Genomic DNA, 19,470 nt, shown 5'->3' on the forward strand with positions numbered 1-19,470 from the left:
AGTCCACAGCTCATTCGATCACCTGCCAGTGCCCGCCCTTCGCCGGGCCGATGCGGTGCAGTTTGCCGCTGGACTTGAGCTTGGCCAATTGCAATTCAACAGCCCGCGCACTCAACTGCAGCTGCTGCGCGAGTTTGCGCGCACTCAGAGTAGGTTCGCCACGTAGCAGAGCAAGGATGCGAGCCGCCGTGTCTTCGGTCGTTTTCTCCGAAGTTTTCTCCGGTATTTCCGGCTCCGCAGTGTCTTGCCATTCCATCCGCAGCGACGTCTGGTCATAGGGCTCGAAACTGTCGTTCAGCTCCAGCTGGCCACCTGCGGCCTGCCAGGCCTCACGGATTTTCGGCAAACCGGAGCCGGCGCGCTCACCCAGATTGATCATCAGAAACATCTGCTGCAGCGTGCGGTTGCGGCAGTCGCTCTCTCCCCCCTGCAGCGCCGCCTTGGCCGGCACCCGCAACAATCCGGGGTTGCGAAACTCGAAGCCGGACGGGCGCTTGATGATGCGCACCGAGGCGCGATCCGAGTAGTCGGCATGCACCAGGGTGTTGACCAGTGCCTCGCGCAGCGCCTGATGCAGCGGCGTATCGTCCTGGGCAGGCGCAGTTGGCCGCAGATCGGGCTGCAGGGCGAGCGCGACCGGGAAAACGGGACGTTCAACGAAAGCGCGGATCATTCCTCATCGGCTCCGCATTGTGCCAGCGCATCCAGAATCGGCCCGATCAGCTGTTCGGCCAGCATCTCGAAGCGCTCATCCAGTGGCTCACGGTCGCGGAAGGCCAGGGCATTCCAGGGGTCCAGGCTCTCGCCTTCGATGGGGCTGAACTCGGCGCCGAGCCAGGCTTCGCGGGCGCGCTTGCGCGCCGTGTCGAGCGGTTCGCTGCCGCGACTGGGATGGCGCCAGCCCTTGGCGAAGGCATGACTACTGCGCGGCAACAGCGGCAGCGGTTCGCAGATGGCCTCGCGATAGGCGATCAGCCAGGGTTCCAATAGCTCGGCGGCGTTCGCCAGCGGCCCCAGCTGCCAGTCGCCTGATGGCGACAGCAGCAGGCTGTTGCGCTCGATGCCCGGCGTGGCGGCAAGGTTGAGCAGCAAATGACGCAGCCAGAACGGCGCCAGGTCCCATTCACCGAGGCGACCGAGTTTCCAGCCGAACAAACCACCCGGCGTGACGCCATCGAGCCAGCCGTGGATGCGTACGCCGGCCAATGTGATATCTACCGGCAGCGGCTGCGGCACCTCGCTCGGGCGCAGCTCGAACAGCCGTGGCGCAAAGGCGCGCACCGGGCCACGCAGCTTGCCCCACAGCGCCCGACCGACTTCACCGGGCGGCAGCCAGCCGGCGGCGCAGGCCATGCGGCGCTCCTCGTCATCGCTCCAGCCGTACTCCAGCGCTTGCAGCGACAAGCGTCGCAGGCCGTTCCAGGCGGGCATTTCCAGCTCGAATGGCTCATCGCTGGCCAGCGCCTCACGGCTATCGGCCAGACGCAGACCGAGACGCTGCTCCAGCAGAAAGCGCGACGGATGGCGGAAGCATTGCAGCAGCTGAGAGGGTTCAATGGTCAGCCAGGCTGCATCCGGCTCGGCCAGGCGGCTGGCGAATGGCGGCGGCAGCTGCGGCGGCTCGGCCAGTCGCTGGGCGGCACGGAACCAGGCCCCCGAAAAACCGCCGCTGGCGAAATTGCCCGGTGCGAAAGGCTGCAGCGGATGGGCGATGCCGATGCGCGCACTGGCCTTGCCGCCATCGGCCAGGATCGCGGTCAGGTCGACGGCTTCCAGCACTTCGCTGAGCAGCACCGAGGGCGGCAACTGAGCGTTGTCACGCGGGTCGCGCCCGACATAGGACAGGTACAGGGCATCGCGCGCCGAGAGCAGGGTTTCCAGCAGCAGGTAGCGATCATCCAGGCGCCGCGCGCGGTCGCCACGGCGCGGATGACGACCGATCAGGTCGAACCCCGACGGCGGCGTGCGCCGTGGAAAGACGCCATCGTCCAGCCCCAGCAGGCAGACCAGGCGGAACGGCAGGCTGCGCATCGGCACCATGGTGCAGAAGGTCACCGCGCCGGTGAGAAAGCCCGAGGCGCCGCCGCCCTGTTGCAGCGCGGCACTAAGTTGCTGATGCACCAGTTCCAGCTCGATGGACCGGGTCAGTTCGGCGGCGAGCGCCTGTTCGCGCAGCGCGGTGCAGGCCTGGGACAGTACCAGCAGGGTATCGCCGGCCTCGCGTTCATCGAACAGGCTGTCGATCAGCCGTTGCAGGTCATCCGCCCACTCGGCCAGAGGCCGTGGCCGCGCCAGCTGGTCGGCGAGCTGACCGAGCCGCTCGACGAACGCCACCAGCCGCCCCAGCAGTTGCCCGCGCGCGCCTTCCAGGGCATCCAGCGGCCAGTGCTCGCCCAGCAGCGGCGCGCCATCGCCGGCCAGTTGCGGCGGTGCGGCGAAGCCCAGCAGCAGGCGATCCAGGCCCTGGCGCCAGGTGAAGGCCGCTTCGTCCGGCAGGCCCAGGCGTGCCCGCTGCCCGCCATCGCGGCCCCAGCGCACGCCGGCCTCGCGCAGCCAGTCGCGCAGCAGCGGCAGGTCTTCGCTTTCGATGCCGGCGCGGCGGGCGATGGCCGGCTGCTCCAGCCAGGCGAGGATTTCCTCGGCGGTGAAACGGCTTTGCGCCAGCATCAGCAGTTCGAGGAAGGCCTCGATCAGCGGCACCTCGGCCCGCAGGCTGCGATCGGCCAGGCTGTAGGGAATGCGCGGCACGCCTTCGCGGGCGGCGAAGACGGCTTCGATAAAGGGTGCGTAACGTTCGATGTCCGGCGTCAGCACCACCACCTGGTCGGGACTCAACGTGGGGTCGGCGGCAAAGCGCGCGAGCAACTGGTCATGAAGGATTTCCACTTCGCGCAGTGGCGAATGGGCGATATGCATTTCCAGCGAGCGGTCATCGTCGACCAGGCACAGGCGCTCATCCGGGTGGCGCGTGCGCAGGCGCAGGATGTCGTGCTGCAGGGCGTGCAGCAGGCTGTCATCGCGCAGCTCTTCGTCCTCGGAATACAGCCCGAACTCCTGGCCGTCGAGGCTGAACAGCGCATCGAAGAAATCGCGGCCCTGCTTGCCAAGACTTGCGAGCAGCGGATGGCCGACGTCGAGATACCAGTCCTCAGCGCCGGACGGCTGGGGAGCTACTGCGCTCCCCAACCGCCCGGAATTGGGTAACTGCCGCGCCAGCTCACGGATATCGCGGATATCGCCCCAGGCCTCGCGGCTCGGGTTGAGTGCGCAGACCACCACGTCGATATGCCGCGCCAGGCCGTCGAGCACACGCAGGTGATGCGGCGGCAGGCTGCTGATGCCGAACACCAGCAGGCGCTCGGGCAGGCCGGGCAGCGGCTCGTCGCGGTACAGCCGCTGCAGCAGTTCGCCCAGCAGGCGCGCGCGGTGCGGGTGGCCATCCTTGGTCAGCTCATGCCAGAGCAGCGCCTGCCAGCCTTCATCGGGGCCAAGGTCGAGGGTTTCGCCGCGCTCCCAGGCGGCCAGCCAGTCATCACGATAGAGCAGGTACTGGTCGAAGGTATCGGCGATCTTCGCCGCCAGCGACAGCCGCCGCCGCTCGTCGCCGCCGTCCAGGTACTGCGCCAGACGCGGCGTCAGCTCAAGGTTGGCCGGCTCGCACAGCCAGTCGTAAAGGCGCCAGGTCAGGGTTTGCGGAGCGAAGGCCGACTGCTCGGGGAGCTGGCCAAGCACCGTTCGGCTCAGGTCCCAGACGAAACGGGCCGGCAGCTGCGTGTCCAGTTGCATGGCGATGCCCTGCTTGCGCGCCAGCTCCAGCGTCAGCCAGCGCCCCATGCCCTGGCTCGGCACCACCACCAGCGCCGGCGCGAAGGGATCGGCCAATGGCTTGGCCAGCAGCGTGGTGGCCAGTTCGCCAAGGGTTTCCAGATCGGGAGCGTGATAGAGGCTGAGCATGGGCGGCGGCTTCGCTGAAATCAGTGCGCAAGGGTAGCAAGAAGCGGCGTGCCAGCGGGTTTGGCGATAAGCGCGACATGCGTTACGCAGGCAGCGCGTTCTACTCCTTTCGCACGTCCTTTCCTGTTCTTGTGATCAATACCAATTCCCCTGCAGAGCAATAGGATATTTGCTCAAGGCAATCCCTATGCACGCTGTCGCCGGCCTGATGGCCAGGAGTAATCGATGAAATTGAATAACAGGAAACTGCTGGTCCTCTCCCTTGGCGCAATGCTGGGCGCGACGCCATTCCTCCAGGCCACAGCCGACACCACCCAGGCCAAGGGCTCCATCGAGCGCAGCCATGCACGACAGGCCGGCGCCCTGCTGGACCGCGCCGTCGCACATTTGCAGAGCCATGGCCCCGAACAGTCACTGGCGGCCTTCAATGACCGCAAGGGCGGCTTCGTCGAGGGCGAGTACTACCTGTTCACCCTCGGCCTCGACGGCACCATGCTTTCCAGCAACGGCGCCTCCCGCGCGCTGGTGGGCCTGAACGTGCTGGATCTTACGGATGCCGCCGGCAAGCCCTTCATGCGCGAAATCCTGGACAAGGCCAGGACAGCCGATAGCGGCAAGGTGGCCTATCACTGGCTCAACCCGGTCGACAACAGAGTGGAAGACAAGGTGAGCCAGTTCCGCAAGGTCGGCGAGCATATTCTCGCCGTCGGCTATTACATCCCGCGCGCCTCGGCCGAACAGGCGCGCAGGATGCTCGACAAGGCTGTTGCGCTGATGAAGCAGTCGGGCAGAGAAGCCGCGTTCAGGACCTTCAACGATCCCCAGGGCGGCTTCGTCATCAATGATGAATATGTCTTCGTCATCGGCCTGGAGGATGGCAAATACCGCGCCAGCGGCGCCTCGCCGAATCTGGTCGGCGTCGACGTGCGGGAAATCAATGACGCCGCCGGTACACCGCTGTTCAAGCAGATGATCGCGCTGGCCAGGGACAAGGGCACCGGCACCGTCGATTACGTCTGGCGCAATCCGGCCACCAATGCCGTGGAACGCAAGCATTCGCTGATCCAGCGGTTCGACGACGTGCTGCTCGGCGTCGGCTACTACTCGGCCAACTGATCCTCCTGAACGCGCCTGCAGCTATCCGGCTGTTGACGATCCATTTGCGCATTTCTGATAAACGCAGATGACAATCATGTGAACAGCCGCCTCCGGGCGATGGTCAATCTCTATATCCCTCAGTTCGCTGCCGCCATGGTCTGGCGGGCTGAGGCCATTGATCATCGAACAGCCGGAGCCGAGTCGATGCTGACGCTGCTGCACCTGCTTTCTTCCATTGCCCTGCTGGTCTGGGGAACGCACATCGTGCGTACCGGGATCATGCGGGTGTATGGCTCGCACCTGCGGCGCCTGCTCGGCCAGAGCACCGGCTACTCGCCGCTGGCCTTTGGCGCCGGCATCGGCGTCACCGCCCTGGTGCAAAGCAGCAATGCCACCGCGCTGCTGGCCATCTCGTTCGTTGCACAGGGCCTGATGTCGCTGCCCACCGCGCTGGCCGTGATGCTCGGCGCGGACGTGGGCACGGCGCTCATGGCCCGGGTGCTGACACTCGATCTTTCCTGGCTGTCGCCACTGTTCACCCTGATTGGCGTCTGCCTGTTCCTCTCGCGCAAGCAGTCCCGCGCGGGCCAGCTCGGTCGTGTACTCATCGGCCTGGGGCTGATCATTCTCGCACTGCAGCTGATCGTCTCCACGGCCACGCCGATCACCGAGGCGCGCGGCATGCGAGTGCTGTTTTCTTCCCTGGCTGGCGACACTCTGCTGGCAGTAGTGGTCGGCGCCGCGTTCGCACTGCTTTCCTATTCCAGCCTGGCCGCCGTACTGCTGACCGCGACCCTGGCCAGTGCCGGCCTGATCGGTCTGCCGGTCGCGCTGGGCGTGGTCATCGGCGCGAATATCGGCAGCGGCGTTCTCGCCTGGCTGAACGCCAGCCTGCAACCTGCGCCGGCCCGTCGCGTAGCGCTGGGTAACCTGCTCTACAAGCTCGCGGGATTGGCGGTGCTGCCCTTTCTCGGGCCGCTGGTGGAATGGATGGGCACTCTCGGCTACAGCGCGCAGACCCAGGTCATCGGCTTCCATCTGGCTTACAACACCCTGCGCTGCCTGGCGTTGCTGCCCACCGTGGGGCTTATGGCCCGGCTCTGCGAGTACCTGCTACCGGAACGTGAAACGGTTACCGGCATCGCGCAGCCGCGGTATCTGGACTCCGCCGCTCTCGACACCCCGAGCCTGGCGCTGGCGAATGCCGCGCGTGAAACGTTGCGCATCGGTGACCTGGTTGAGCACATGCTGGCGCGCCTGCAGGATGTTCTGCGCGATGACCGGCCCGAATCCGGCGAGGAAATCCGCCGCATGGATGACGACGTCGATGCGCTATACAGCGGCGTGAAGCTCTACCTGGCCCGTATGTCGCGCGAAGACCTGGCCGAACAGGAAGGACGGCGCTGGGCAGAAATCATCGAGCTGACGATCAATCTCGAACAGGCCGGCGACATCATCGAGCATATGCTGGGCAAGATTCAGCGCATCAAGACCGCCAAACGACGCTCCTTCTCCCATGATGGGCTGGAAGAACTGAATCGGTTGCATGCCCTGCTGAGTGCGAATCTGCACCTGGGTTTGTCCGTGTTCCTCTCCAGCGACCCTCAGAGCGCCAGGCAACTGCTGGAACAGAAACGCCAGTTTCGCAAGCATGAACGGGAGCTGGCCCACGCCCACGTCCATCGCCTGCACCACCGGGTCATGGAAAGCATCGACACCAGCGCCACTCACCTGGAGCTGATTGCCGACATGAAACGGCTCAACTCGCTGTTCTGCAGCCCGGCCTATGCCGCCATCGAAGCAGGCTCGGTACAGCAGGCCGGCAAACGTGACGAAAGAACCGAAAACCCGATGGCGCCAGGTGCATCAGCGGATGGTGCAGCCTTGTAGGCCTCGCATCGGCAGCGGGCGACCTGCGCGAACCTTCGCAGGTCGCCCGTCCACTCAGCTCGGCTGGGGAGGCTGGCCCGTGCCGCCGGCGTTCGGCGTCCGGGTGGCAGCACGCCGCCGCTGCATCCACACAACCAGACCGAACAGCATAAGGCCTGGAAGCCACATCCACTCCTTGGCCCAGCGGTCGGTCGGCGCGCGCACTACCAGGATTTCCTGATCGAACTCCAGTCCCAGATCGGCCGCGACACTGCCAAAAGCCACGCTGTCGATCAGTACCTTGCCGTCTTCTTCATAGGTCGTCAGGCCGATCTTTTCGAGCTTTTCCTCCCCCGTCTCGCCATCAGGAATGGCCAGTAGCAGGCTGAACTCGCGGGGATCGCCCACCGCATCCTCGCCGCGAATACGCATACGCAGCTGGCTATCCGGGTCCACTGCATCGAGTGCCTGCACCAGCTCCGCCGGCGGAATATCCTGGTAGGGATCGTGCACGATGTCCATCCAGAAACCGGGACGGAACAGAGTGAAGGCCACCAGCAACAGCAGCACGCTTTCGTACCAGCGGCTGCGCACCAGGAAAAAGCCCTGGGTGCCGGCAGCGAAAACCAGCATCGCCCCGGTGGCGACGAAGAAGATCAACACCCCATGCCAGAAACTCACATCGATCAGCAGCAGGTCGGTATTGAAGATGAACAGGAAGGGTAGCGCCGCCGTACGCAGGCTGTAGTAGAACGCCTGGATCCCGGTCCTGATCGGGTCGCCCTTGGATACCGCGGCGGCTGCGAACGAGGCCAGCCCCACCGGCGGCGTCACGTCGGCCATGATGCCGAAATAGAAGACGAACAGATGCACCGCAATCAGCGGCACGATCAGCCCGTTCTGCTGGCCGAGCGCGACTACCACTGGCGCCAGCAGGCTGGATACCACGATGTAGTTGGCGGTAGTCGGCAAGCCCATACCGAGGATCAGGCTGAAAATGGCGACCAGCACCAGCATCAGCAGCAGATTACCCATCGACAGCAACTCGACCAGATCCGCCAGCACCAGGCCGACACCGGTCTGTGACACCGCACCGACGATGACACCCGCCGCCGCCGTGGCGATGCCAATGCCGATCATGTTGCGCGCACCGGCGATCATCCCTTCACGCAGATCGATCAATCCGTCCAGCGCAGTGCCGTGAGTCACGCCGCCGTCACCGCGCAACCAGGACAGCAGTGGACGCTGGGTCAGCAGGATGATCACCAGCATCACCGAACCCCAGAACGCCGAAAGGCCAGGCGACAGACGCTCGATCATCAGGCACCAGACCAGCACCACTACCGGCAACAGGAAATGCAGGCCCGACAGCAGTACGGCGCGCGTCTGCGGCAACTCCGTCAATGGCTTGTCCGGGTCTTCAGACGGCAGGGGCGGATTACTTGCAGCAACCTTGAGCAGCGCCAGATAGACAATCGCCAGCAGCACCGAGATGCCCGGTAGCGCGTAGTCGCCAAGCGCCGGCTTGAGCCAACCGAGGCCGTAGTACACCGCCAGCGAAAGGCCGGAGATCAACGCGGCACCGAAAGCGAAGCCGGTCAAACGACGCAGCCAAGGCTTGGGCTGGTGATTGCCGATACGCTGCATGTTCTGCTTGAGCGCTTCGAGATGCACGATGTAGAGCAGCGCAATATAGGAAATCGCCGCGGGCAGGAAGGCATGTTTGATGATCTCGACATAGGGCATGCCCACGTACTCGACCATCAGGAATGCCGCCGCTCCCATCACCGGCGGCATGATCTGGCCATTGACCGAAGAAGCCACCTCCACCGCACCGGCTCTCTCCTTGCTGAAGCCGACCTTCTTCATCATCGGAATGGTGAAGGTACCGGTGGTCACCACGTTGGCGATGGACGAGCCGGAGATCAGTCCGGTCATGCCCGAGGCGACTACCGCCGCCTTCGCCGGCCCGCCGCGCATGTGGCCGAGCAGGCTGAACGCCAGCTGGATGAAATAATGACCCGCGCCTGCGCGTTCGAGCAGCGCACCGAACAGCACGAAAAGAAAGACGAAGCTGGTGGATACCCCCAGGGCGATGCCGAACACGCCTTCGGTGGTGATCCACTGGTGGTTGGCCAGCGCGGTGAAACTCACTCCGCGATGGGCCAGGAAGCCGGGCATATAAGGTCCGGCCAGGCTGTAGATCAGGAATACCAGGGCAATGATTGCCAATGGCGGGCCGAGCGCACGACGCGTCGCCTCCAGCAGCAGCGGGATACCAATGCAGGCAGTCACCAGGTCAGCGGTGGTCAGACTGCCTGGCCGCAACGCCAGCTGCTGGTAGAAGATGAACAGATAGGCGGCACTCGCAGCTGCGACCAGGCCCAGGGCGATATCCACCAATGGCACACGATTACGTGGCGAGCGCTTGAAGGCGGGATAGGCGAGAAATGCCAGCAACAACGCGAATGCCAGATGGATGGCCCGCGTTTCGGTATCGTTGAGTACGCCAATGCGAAAGATGTACGGCAGCGGCGAGGCAATCCACAACTGGAATAGCGACCAGAGCAGCGCCAGCCCGGCGATGACATGGGCCATCAGCCCGTCGGGCAATCTTGCGCCGACATCCTGAGCGATCAGCTCTTCGGTGGAGAGTTCTTTGTCTTGCATGGGGCAGGCCTGTTGGGGAACGGAAACGGCAAAACCCGTGGCCGTCTGGCCACGGGTTTCACGATGCACTGAGCTGCAGGCCTGGCGGCATGCGCCGTCAGGCTCTGGCTGTTACAGCCAGCCACGCTCCTTGTAGTAACGCTCGGCACCTTCATGCAGCGGCGCGGTCAGGCCGACCTTGATCATGTCCTCGGGCTTGAGATCCTTGAACGCCGGGTGCAGGCGCTGGAAGCGATCGATGTTCTCGAACACCGACTTGACCAGCTGATAGACCACGTCGGCATCGACCTTGGCGCTGGTCGACAGCACTGCCTTGCCGCCGATGGATTGGGTAGCCGAGTCATTGCCCTTGTACAGCCCGCCGGGGATCTCGGCCTTGGTGTAGTAGGTTTTCTCGGCCAGCAGTTTGTCGATCGCCTCGCCGGTAATCGGCACCAGCACGGCATCGACGGTAGTGGTCGCTTCCTGGATGGCGCCGTTGGGATGCCCGACGAAGTAGGTCATGGCGTCGATGTTGTTGTCGCTCAGGGCGCTGGCCTGCTCGGCCGGCTTGAGTTCGGAGGCAAGGCTGTAGACCGACTTGTCCCAACCCTTGACCTGCATGATCTCTTCGAGCGTATCGCGCTGGCCCGAACCCGGATTGCCGATGTTGACGCGCTTGCCCTTCAGGTCGTCCAGCCCCTTGATGTTGGCATCGCGGCGAGCGAGAACGGTAAACACTTCGCTCTGCAGGGAGAAGACTGCACGCAGATCACCCATCGCACCTTCTTTCTCGAACGGTGCAATGCCTTCCATCGCCTTGTATTGATGGTCCGACTGCATGATGCCGAAGTTGAACTCGCCGCTACGCAGGCCGTTGACGTTGGCAACACCGCCACCGCTGGCCGGCGCGTTGCACTTGAGGTTTTCGGCATTGCGATTGACGAAGCGGCAGATCGACTGGCCGGCCACGTAATAAACGCCGGTCTGGCCGCCAGTGCCGATGGTGACGAATCGCTCTTGCGCCTGAGCCATGCCGCTCAGACCAGTCCCCGCCAACGCGGCGGAAAATATCCATGCCAAGGATTTGCCTTTCATGGATTCACTCCTTATTGGTTGTTTTGGATTTGTCCCACCCGGCCTCGTGAGCCTTCGCGAGAAGTTCGGAGTCTAGCAGGCCATCGACATTTTACGACCAGCACAATCAAGTCCTGATCGTACCGATCGAGGGGCTCCAGCCGCACATCAGTCTCATCCCGCCTGAGCGGTATGACCCGCCAGCCGTACTGCCGTTCCCCTCATAAACGCGGCCCCGTGAACCATCACAGCTCGCGGACAGCGCAGCTGTCGCCAGAATACTGGCGCATCGACCCTGCACCCACGCTGATATCCATAAAATTGTCACGAGCCCCCTTTAACCTGAAGCGGCAAAAGACGATGATGTGCATGCGAACCTGTTCCGGATGAAGACCATCGAAGTCCCCAATACCCGAAACCAGAGCGCACACGCTTCAACGCAACATCGAAAGATAAAAAGATAAAAAGATAAAAGAACACGCAGCCCATGGCGGGCCTGCGCGTCGCGTAAGAATCGCCTTGCATTCGTCCTCCTCCAACCATGGAAGGTAGCGCCAATATGCGAGTAAACCTGCCGCTCAGCGGACGCGAAATCACCGTCGGTGATAATGCCAATATTCTTTCGACCACCAACCTCAACGGTCAAATCACCTACGCCAACCCGGACTTCATCGATATATGCGGCTTCAATGAGGCAGAGCTGCTCGGCCAGCCGCACAATCTGGTACGGCATCCGGACATGCCGGCAGAGGCCTTCAAGGATCTGTGGCAGAGCGTCCGCGCGGGGCATTCCTGGATGGGCGTGGTCAAGAATCGCTGCAAGAACGGCGATCATTATTGGGTCAGCGCTTTCGTCACACCCATCAGCCGCGACGGCCAGGTGGTCGAATACCAGTCCGTGCGGGTCAAGCCGCAACCCGAGCAGATCCGCGCCGCCGAAGCGCTCTACGGCGATCTGCAAAACAAGCGTCGACCACGCGCCTTGCGCCGCCGCTGGATGCCTGATTTCTGTGCCAAGGCCAGCCTGCTTGCAAGCCTGGGTGCGGCGGGCGGCATTGGTATTGGCGCGCTGCTTGGTGATCTCGCGGCTCTGCCCGCTATCCTCAGCGCCGCCGCCGGTGCGCTGCTGGCCGCCGCCCTGGTGGCGTATGCCCTGACGCCGCTGCGGCGGCTGGCGGCTCAGGCCCGACAGATCGCCAGCAACCCGTACAGCCAATGGGTGTACACCGGGCGCAAGGACGAGATTGGCGAAATCGCCTTCGCCATGAAACTGATGGAAACCGAATCCGGCGCCATGGTCGGGCGCATCACCGATGCCAGCCATCAACTGAGTGACAATGCCCGCACCTTGCTGACCGCCATGCAGAGCAGCAGCCAGAGCGCCACACGCCAGCAACAGGATACCGATCAGGTGGCTACCGCCATCGCGCAAATGGTCGCCAGTATGCAGGAAGTCGCCAACAGCACGCAGCTCACCGCCGAAGTCACGGCGCGGGCACACGACGAGTCGGATGCCGGTCGCCAGGTGGTAAGCCGCACCGGCAGCAGCATCACCCGTCTGGCCAATGATATCCAGCATGCTGCCGAGGCCATTCAGGAAGTGGAAACCCGCAGTCTGGATATCAGCCGCATGCTTGACGTGATTCGCGGCATCGCCGAACAGACCAACCTGCTTGCACTCAACGCGGCCATCGAGGCGGCACGCGCCGGCGAACAAGGCCGGGGCTTCGCGGTGGTCGCCGACGAAGTACGTGGACTGGCCTCACGCACCACGTCGGCAACCGCCGAGATCCAGACCATGATCGCCACCCTGCAGGCGGGCTCGCGACATGCGGTGGACGTCATGCAGCACAGCCGCGAGCAGGCCGAACACAGCGTCGCCCATGCCGGCGAAGCGGATCAGGCGCTGCAGGGCATCAATGCCAGGGTGGGTGAGATCAGCGCCATGGGCGCACGCATCGTCGCTGCCGTACAGCAGCAAAGCACGGCCAGCGAAGCGATCAATCAGCGCGTTGCCAGCATTCGCCAGGGCACGGACACTCAGGTCATGACGGGTTTGCAGAGCCAGGAATGCGCCGCCGACGTGGCCAGGCTGGCCGAACGCATGCAAGGGCTCGCCCTACAGTTCTGGGGGCGTCGGCGCGCCTGAGCGGGGCTGCGAGGCCCGAAGTGCTCGAAGCACACCCCTACGAAGCACTCGGCGCAAAGCGTACCCGCACCAGTAGACCGCCCAGCGGCCCTGCTTCCAGTCCGATGGAGGCCCGGTGGGCACGACTGATCTCGCCGACGATCGCCAATCCGAGCCCCGCGCCCTGGCCGCGGCTGTCGCGGCGATAAAAGCGCGCGAAGACCTTGTCGCACTCGTCCGGCGGGATTCCCGGCCCGTCGTCCTCGACTTCAAGTATTCCCGGCGCACGCACCCGCAACACCACGTTGCCGCCCACCGGCGTATGCGCCAGCGCGTTGTCGACCAGGTTGCTCAACAGCTCGCTGAGCAGCGTCGGCTCACCCCTGATCCACACCGGCTGCTCCGCCTCCAGCGCCAGCGCCACCCCGCGCTCGTGCGCCAGCGCGGCCATTGCCAGGCCAAGTTCGCGGGCCAGCTGCGACAGGTCGAGGCGCTGCGCGCCGCCCTCGGCCACCGCCTGCGCGCCACTCTCGATGCGAGCCAGCGAGAGCAGCTGATTGGCCAGATGGATGACCCGGTCGGTGGTCTGCCCGGCTTCCTCCAGGGTCCTGCGCCAGGTCGCCGGATCGGGTTCGCGCAGCCCCAGCTCGATGCGCGCCTTGAGCGCCGCCAGCGGCGTGCGCAGTTCATGGGAGGCATCGGCGATAAAACGCGCTTGCCGTTCGAACTGCCCGCGCAGGCGCTCGGTGAAATGGTTGAGCGAAGCCACCAGCGGCATCAGTTCCCGCTGTACACCGAGCGGTGGCAAAGGGCGCAAATCGTCGGGCTGGCGCTGTTCGACTTGCTCCCCGAGCTTACCCAGCGGGCGCAACGCCACGCTGATCGCCAGCCACACCAGCAGCAACGCCGCCAGGGCGAGCGAACCGATGCGCCAGAGGGTGCCGATGAGCAGGTCGCGCGCCATGCGCTCGCGCGCACCCTGCGTCTCGGCGACACGGATCTCGGCCATGCCATTGTGGCCCGGCTCGGTAACCGGCTGCAGCAGGCTGACCAGGCGCACGCCCTGTCCTTCGTACTTGCCATCATAGAAGCGCGCCAGCGCCGGATAGTCGTCGGTACGCGGCGTATTCGGTGGCGGCGCCGGCAATTTCTCGTAGCCCGAGACCAGTCGCCCCTGGATATCCAGCACCTGGTAATAGATACGTCCGGCACTGTCGTAGGCGAAGGAATCCAGTGCAACGTAAGGCACATTGGCCCGTAGCTGGCCGTCACTGGCCACCAGCCCGGCGGCGATGGCGCGAGCCGAGGCCAGCAGCGTCCGGTCATAAGCGGTGTCGGCGGCGGCGCGCCCGTTCCAGTAGGCGCTGATGCCCGCGACCAGCATCAACAGCGCCAGGACGACCGTCAGGCGGCGCAGCAGCCCGGCGCGCAAGCTGCCCAGCTTCGGCGGGGTCGCTTCCACCTCACTCATCCGTGGTTTCAAGCAGATAGCCCAGGCCGCGGAAGGTGACGATGCGCACCGCGCCGCCCTCAAGCTTCTTGCGCAGCCGATGGATGTAGATCTCGATCGCATCGGCGCTGGCGTCCTGGTCCAGGCCGAACACCTGCGCCGCCAGCTGATCCTTGCTCATGACCCGCCCGGGCCGTGCGATCAGCGCCTCGAGCACGCCCTGTTCCCGCGAGGTCAGGCTCAGCGGCTGCTGGTCCAGGCTGAAGCGCCGCGCATCCAGATCGTGAACCAGTGCCCCACAACGCTGCTGGCGCTCGCCACCGGCGACGCTGCGGCGCAACAGCGCCTTGACCCGCGCTTCCAGTTCGGCCAGCTCGAAGGGCTTGGCCAGATAATCATCCGCGCCCAGATTCAGCCCGTGAACCCGATCGCTCACCTCGCTGCGTGCCGTGAGCATCAGCACCGGCAGGGTCTTGCCGCGCCCGCGCAGACGCGCCAACACCTGAAAGCCATCCAACCGGGGCAGGCCGACGTCAAGGATCGCCAGGGCGTAGTCCTCGCTGGCGAGGGCGAGATCGGCGGCGACACCATCGTGCAGCACATCGACCGTCCAGCCCGCCGCACGCAACGCTTGGGCCACGCTTTCAGCGAGCTGTAGGTGATCTTCCACCAGGAGAATTCGCATTGGCGCTCTCTGCCTTTCACCGAATCGACGGCCAGTGTAACGGCAAGTCAGCCAGTACTTGCAACGCTGAAAGCCTGGCGAAAGCTTGAGCGCCTAGGATCGCTCACAGGTGGCTCGAACCACCGGATGCGGCGCAGCGCCGCACACTAACAAGAACAATGACGGAGACACCCGATGCTGAAGATCAGCGGATCCACGCAAGCTCGTCTTGCCCTGGCCATTACGACCGCCACCCTGGCGTCACTGGCCCAGGCCGGTTTCATCGAAGACAGCAGCGCAACCCTGCACACCCACAATATCTATCTCAACCGTGACTTCCGTGAAGGCGATGGCCAGGCCAAACGCGAGGAATGGGCGCAAGGCTTGCTGCTCGACATCAGGTCCGGCTATACCGAAGGCGATGTCGGCTTCGGCCTCGACGCGCTGGGCATGCTCGGTATCAAGCTCGACTCAGGGCGCGGGCGCAGCGGTACCGACCTGCTGCCGGTGAGCGAGGATGGCAGTACTCCGGACACGTTCAGCCGCCTGGGGCTGACCGCCAAGGTCCGGTTCTCCGAGACCGAACTTCGCTACGGCTCGCATATTCCCGAGTTGCCGGTGGTCAAGGCCAGCACCAGCCGCACCCTGCCGCAGATCTACGAAGGCGGCCTGCTGACTTCCGACGAACTGCAGAACCTGACCTTCACCGGCGGGCGGCTGGACAAGGTCATCGACCGTTCCTCGACCAATTCCGAAGACCTCGCGCTGAACAACAAGAACAGCCGCTTCGCTCGTAGCGCCCAGGCCGATCATTTGGTCCTGGCCGGTATCGACTACAGGTTCAGCGACAAGATCACCGGCCGCTATTACTTCGCCGACCTCGACGACATCTACCGCCAGCACTTCTTCGGCCTGCTCGCCGAACAGCCCGTAGGGCCCGGTAAACTGAGCGCCGACCTGCGCGTGAGTCTGAGCAAGGACAGCGGTGCGGCCAACGCCGGCAAGATCGACAACCAGGCCTGGAACGGCATGCTCGGCTACAGCCTGAACGGCCACAAGGTCAGCCTCGCCTACCAGCAGATGCGCGGCGATACCGGCTTTGCCTATGTCGACGGCAGCGACCCCTTCCTGGTCAACTTCGTGCAGATCAACGACTTCGCCAATGCCGACGAGCGCTCCTGGCAGGCGCGCTACGACTACAACTTCGCCGCCATCGGCGTGCCCGGCCTGACCTTCCTGACCCGCTACATTTCCGGCGACCATGCCGAGATGGCCGGCAGTACCGCCAAAGGCGGCGAGTGGGAGCGCGATATCGAGTTCAAGTACGTGGTCCAGAGCGGGCCGCTGAAAGACGTCTCCATCCGTCTGCGCAACGCCATGTTCCGCTCCGATTTCGCCCGTGACGCCGATGAGAACCGCTTGATCGTCAGCTACAGCCTGCCGATCTGGTAACACACAGAACAACACTCCAATGGAGAACCGCCCGATGAAAACGCCCCTGTTCGCCACCCTGCTGGCCGCCACCTGCCTGTCCCTCGCCGGCCCCGTCGTCGCCGAGGAACCGCGCCGCCCCGAGTGCATCGCCCCGGCCGCGCCCGGTGGCGGTTTCGACTTGACCTGCAAACTGGCGCAAAGCGCGCTGGTGCAAAGCAAACTGCTGAAGGCGCCGATGCGCGTCACCTACATGCCCGGTGGCGTCGGCGCGGTGGCCTACAACGCCGTGGTCGCCCAGCGCCCATCCGAAGCCGGCACCATCACCGCCTTTTCCAGCGGCTCGCTGCTCAACCTGGCCCAGGGCAAGTTCGGGCGCTTCGACGAAAGCGCGGTGAAATGGCTCGCTGGCGTCGGCACCAGCTACGGTGCACTGGCCGTGCGCAACGACTCCCCGCTCAAGAGCCTCGACGACCTGGTCAAGGCCCTCAAGGACAATCCGGGCAAGGTGGTGATCGGCTCCGGTGGCACCGTGGGCAGCCAGGACTGGATGCAAACCGCGCTGATCGCCCGCGCTGCCGGCATCAATCCGCGTGAACTGCGTTACGTGGCGATGGAAGGTGGTGGCGAACTGGCCACGGCGCTGCTCGGTGGTCATATCCAGGTCGCCAGTACCGACATCTCCGACTCCGTACCGCACATCGAAAGCGGCGACATGCGCATCCTCGCGGTGTTCTCCGAAGAGCGCCTGCCGGGCGATGTAGTGGCCAACATCCCGACCGCCAGGGAACAAGGCTACGAGGTGATCTGGCCGGTGATCCGTGGCTTCTACGTCGGCCCGAAAGTCAGCGACGACGCCTATGCCTGGTGGAAGAGCGCCTTCGACCAGTTGCTGGCGTCCGAAGACTTCGCCAGGCTGCGTGAAGACCGCGAGCTGTATCCGTTCGCCATGACCGGCGACGAACTGGACGCCTACGTGAAGAAGCAAGTCGCCCAGTACAAGGAGCTGGCCCAGGAATTCGGCCTGATCCAGTAACGCCCGACGCCAACCGCATACCACTCTCATCATTCTCTGGGCGACGCCCAGGGAATGCTTTTGCCATGCTCAAGAACGAGGGTTTCCTCATGTCACAACGCATTTTCGGTGCGGTGCTGCTGCTGGCCTGTGCCGGGCTGGGCCTCGTCGCCTGGGGCTACCACGCACCTTTCTCCTACGAGCCGGTCGGCCCACGCGCCTACCCGCTGCTGCTGTTGATCCTCATGGGTCTGGGCGCCCTCTATCTGTTGGTCAAGCCGGCCAGCACGACTTCGCCCAGCGATGAGCCGCCACTGGATAGACATGTAATCGGCAAGGTGATCGGTTGCGTGGCGATATTCACCCTCTACGCGGCCCTGTTCGAGCCACTGGGTTTCGTGCCGGCCAGCCTGATCTTCGGCATCGCCATGGCCCGCCTGTATGAAGGCACCTGGCTCGCCAGTGTGGTTTCCGGCGTGGTGCTGGCGATTGGTCTGTACCTGCTGTTCGACAAGATCCTCGACGTGCCCCTGCCGCTCGGCATCCTTTCCGCCCTGGAGATCTGACCCGATGGATACCTTTAGCTACCTGGGCCAAGGCTTCGGCGTTGCCCTGAGCCCCTACAACCTGTTCACCGCGCTGTGCGGCACCCTGATCGGCACTATCGTCGGCCTGCTGCCGGGCCTGGGGCCGATCAACGGCGTAGCGCTGCTGATCCCGATCGCCTTCGCCCTCGGCCTGCCACCGGAAACCGCGCTGATCCTGCTCGCCGCCGTGTACCTGGGCTGCGAATACGGCGGGCGGATTTCCTCGATCCTGCTGAACATCCCCGGCGAAGCCTCGGCGGTGATGACCACCCTCGACGGCTACCCGCTGGCGCGTCAGGGCAAGGCGGGCGTGGCCCTGTCGATCTCGGCCTGGAGCTCCTTCGTCGGCGGCCTGATGGCCACCTGCGGCGTGGTGATCTTCGCCCCGCTGCTGGCGAAATGGGCGGTGGCCTTCGGCCCGGCGGAATATTTCGTGCTGATGGTGTTCGCCATCGTCTGCCTGGCGGGCATGGCCGGCAACAAACCGATGAAGACCGCGATTGCCGCCTGTATCGGCCTGTTCCTGTCCTGTGTCGGCATCGACTCCAACAGTGGCGTGTACCGTTTCACCTTCGGCAGCCTGGGCCTGGCCGATGGCATCCAGTTCGTGGTGCTGGTGCTCGGGCTGTTCTCGGTCAGCGAAATCCTCGTGCTGCTGGAGCGTACTCACCATGGCCAGAAGGCCATCGAGGCCAAGGGCCGCATGCTGTTCAACCTCAAGGAAGGCCTGTCGGTACTGGCCACCAACCTGCGCAGCGGCGCGGTCGGCTTCTTCCTGGGCATCCTGCCGGGCGCCGGTGCAACCCTGGCCAGCGCCGTGGCCTATATGAGTGAAAAGCGTCTGGCGGTGAAGGACAACACGTTCGGCAACGGCGACCTGCGCGGCCTGGCCGCTCCGGAAACCGCCAACAGCGCCTCGGCCTGCGGCTCCATGGTACCGATGCTGACCCTCGGCGTGCCTGGCTCCGGCACCACCGCGGTGATGCTCGGCGCGCTGACGCTGTACAACATCACCCCCGGCCCGCTGCTGTTCCGCGACCAGCCGGACATCGTCTGGGGTCTGATCGCCTCGCTGTTCGTCGCCAACATCATGCTGATCGTGATGAACGTGCCGATGATCAAGGTCTTCACCAAGATCCTCGCCGTGCCGTATTGGGCACTGGTGCCGGCCATCGCCATCATCACCTCGATCGGTGTCTACGCAGTGCACGCCACCGCATTCGACCTGTTTCTGATGATCGGCATCGGTATTGCCGGCTACATCCTGCGCAAGATGGACTTCCCGCTGTCGGCGATCCTGCTGGGCTTCATCCTCGGCGGGCTGATGGAGCAGAACCTGCGTCGCGCCCTGTCGATCTCCGACGGCAATCTCGGCATTCTGTTCGCCAGCCCGATCACCTGGGGCGTCTGGAGCCTGGTGGCGCTGATGATCGCCCTGCCGATATGGCGTACCTGGCGCGCCCGCCGCCAGCGGCTGGCTCAACCCATGGGCGCCTGACCCGTAGGGCGGGTTGCAATCCGCCCGCACGCCTCCTGTAGGAGAGCCAT

General features: G+C 64.6%; 14 protein-coding genes. 7 read left to right on the forward strand and 7 right to left on the reverse strand.

The window, feature by feature from the left end; genetic code table 11:
• Window positions 1-10: 10 nt before the first annotated feature.
• Both G7020_RS03085 and recC read right to left on the reverse strand, forming a co-directional pair.
• A complete protein-coding gene (locus tag G7020_RS03085; RefSeq protein ID WP_181082476.1) occupies window positions 11-673 on the reverse strand; it encodes an ATP-binding protein in 663 nt (220 codons plus the stop codon).
• Window positions 670-3,954 (reverse strand): exodeoxyribonuclease V subunit gamma, encoded by a 3,285-nt coding sequence (gene recC, locus G7020_RS03090; RefSeq protein WP_181082477.1) that lies wholly within the window; start codon window positions 3,952-3,954, stop codon window positions 670-672. The genes G7020_RS03085 and recC overlap by 4 nt, the downstream gene beginning before the upstream one ends.
• Window positions 3,955-4,179: 225 nt before the next feature.
• On the opposite strand from recC, the gene G7020_RS03095 reads away from it, so the two are divergent.
• A complete protein-coding gene (locus G7020_RS03095) occupies window positions 4,180-5,070 on the forward strand; it encodes a cache domain-containing protein (RefSeq protein WP_181082478.1) in 891 nt (296 codons plus the stop codon).
• Window positions 5,071-5,256: 186 nt separating this feature from the next.
• Window positions 5,257-6,942: a Na/Pi cotransporter family protein gene (locus tag G7020_RS03100; RefSeq protein WP_181082596.1), complete on the forward strand. Its 1,686-nt coding sequence runs from the start codon at window positions 5,257-5,259 to the stop codon at window positions 6,940-6,942.
• A 54-nt stretch (window positions 6,943-6,996) separates the two neighbouring features.
• Here the strand turns inward: G7020_RS03100 and G7020_RS03105 are convergent, their stop codons facing one another.
• The 3 genes from G7020_RS03105 to G7020_RS03115 all read right to left on the reverse strand — a co-directional run bounded on the left by G7020_RS03105 (window position 6,997) and on the right by G7020_RS03115 (window position 11,172).
• Window positions 6,997-9,591 carry a TRAP transporter permease gene (locus G7020_RS03105; protein WP_181082479.1) on the reverse strand — a complete coding sequence of 865 codons (2,595 nt, stop codon included), beginning with the start codon at window positions 9,589-9,591 and terminating at the stop codon, window positions 6,997-6,999.
• A 111-nt stretch (window positions 9,592-9,702) separates the two neighbouring features.
• Window positions 9,703-10,668 carry a TAXI family TRAP transporter solute-binding subunit gene (locus G7020_RS03110; RefSeq protein ID WP_181082480.1) on the reverse strand — a complete coding sequence of 322 codons (966 nt, stop codon included), beginning with the start codon at window positions 10,666-10,668 and terminating at the stop codon, window positions 9,703-9,705.
• Between the two features lie 303 nt (window positions 10,669-10,971).
• The gene (locus tag G7020_RS03115; RefSeq protein ID WP_181082481.1) at window positions 10,972-11,172 is read right to left on the reverse strand and encodes a hypothetical protein; all 201 of its coding nucleotides are present in this window, start codon (window positions 11,170-11,172) and stop codon (window positions 10,972-10,974) included.
• Between the two features lie 34 nt (window positions 11,173-11,206).
• Between G7020_RS03115 and G7020_RS03120 the strand changes: the two genes are divergently transcribed.
• The gene (locus G7020_RS03120; protein ID WP_181082482.1) at window positions 11,207-12,796 is read left to right on the forward strand and encodes a methyl-accepting chemotaxis protein; all 1,590 of its coding nucleotides are present in this window, start codon (window positions 11,207-11,209) and stop codon (window positions 12,794-12,796) included.
• Window positions 12,797-12,833: 37 nt separating this feature from the next.
• Here G7020_RS03120 and G7020_RS03125 read toward each other — a convergent pair whose 3' ends face one another.
• Together G7020_RS03125 and G7020_RS03130 are read right to left on the reverse strand one after the other, a co-directional pair.
• Window positions 12,834-14,246, reverse strand: coding sequence for a sensor histidine kinase (locus G7020_RS03125; protein ID WP_181082483.1), 1,413 nt, complete (start codon window positions 14,244-14,246; stop codon window positions 12,834-12,836).
• Window positions 14,239-14,910, reverse strand: a complete 672-nt coding sequence (locus tag G7020_RS03130; protein ID WP_181082484.1) for a response regulator — start codon at window positions 14,908-14,910, stop codon at window positions 14,239-14,241. The genes G7020_RS03125 and G7020_RS03130 overlap by 8 nt, the downstream gene beginning before the upstream one ends.
• A gap of 174 nt (window positions 14,911-15,084) precedes the next feature.
• Here G7020_RS03130 and G7020_RS03135 point away from each other — a divergent pair, with 174 nt between their 5' ends.
• The 4 genes from G7020_RS03135 (at window position 15,085) to G7020_RS03150 (ending at window position 19,420) form a co-directional block, all read left to right on the forward strand.
• Entirely contained in the window at window positions 15,085-16,341 is a 1,257-nt protein-coding gene (locus G7020_RS03135) for an OprD family porin (RefSeq protein WP_181082485.1), read from the forward strand.
• A 34-nt stretch (window positions 16,342-16,375) separates the two neighbouring features.
• Window positions 16,376-17,356, forward strand: coding sequence for a Bug family tripartite tricarboxylate transporter substrate binding protein (locus G7020_RS03140; RefSeq protein ID WP_181082486.1), 981 nt, complete (start codon window positions 16,376-16,378; stop codon window positions 17,354-17,356).
• A gap of 89 nt (window positions 17,357-17,445) precedes the next feature.
• Complete coding sequence (locus tag G7020_RS03145) at window positions 17,446-17,901, forward strand: tripartite tricarboxylate transporter TctB family protein (RefSeq protein WP_181082487.1); 456 nt, start codon at window positions 17,446-17,448, stop codon at window positions 17,899-17,901.
• 4 nt (window positions 17,902-17,905) lie between these two features.
• Entirely contained in the window at window positions 17,906-19,420 is a 1,515-nt protein-coding gene (locus tag G7020_RS03150; RefSeq protein WP_181082488.1) for a tripartite tricarboxylate transporter permease, read from the forward strand.
• Window positions 19,421-19,470 lie beyond the last annotated feature (50 nt).

Source organism: Stutzerimonas stutzeri (assembly GCF_013522825.1).
GTDB lineage: Bacteria > Pseudomonadota > Gammaproteobacteria > Pseudomonadales > Pseudomonadaceae > Stutzerimonas > Stutzerimonas stutzeri_AK.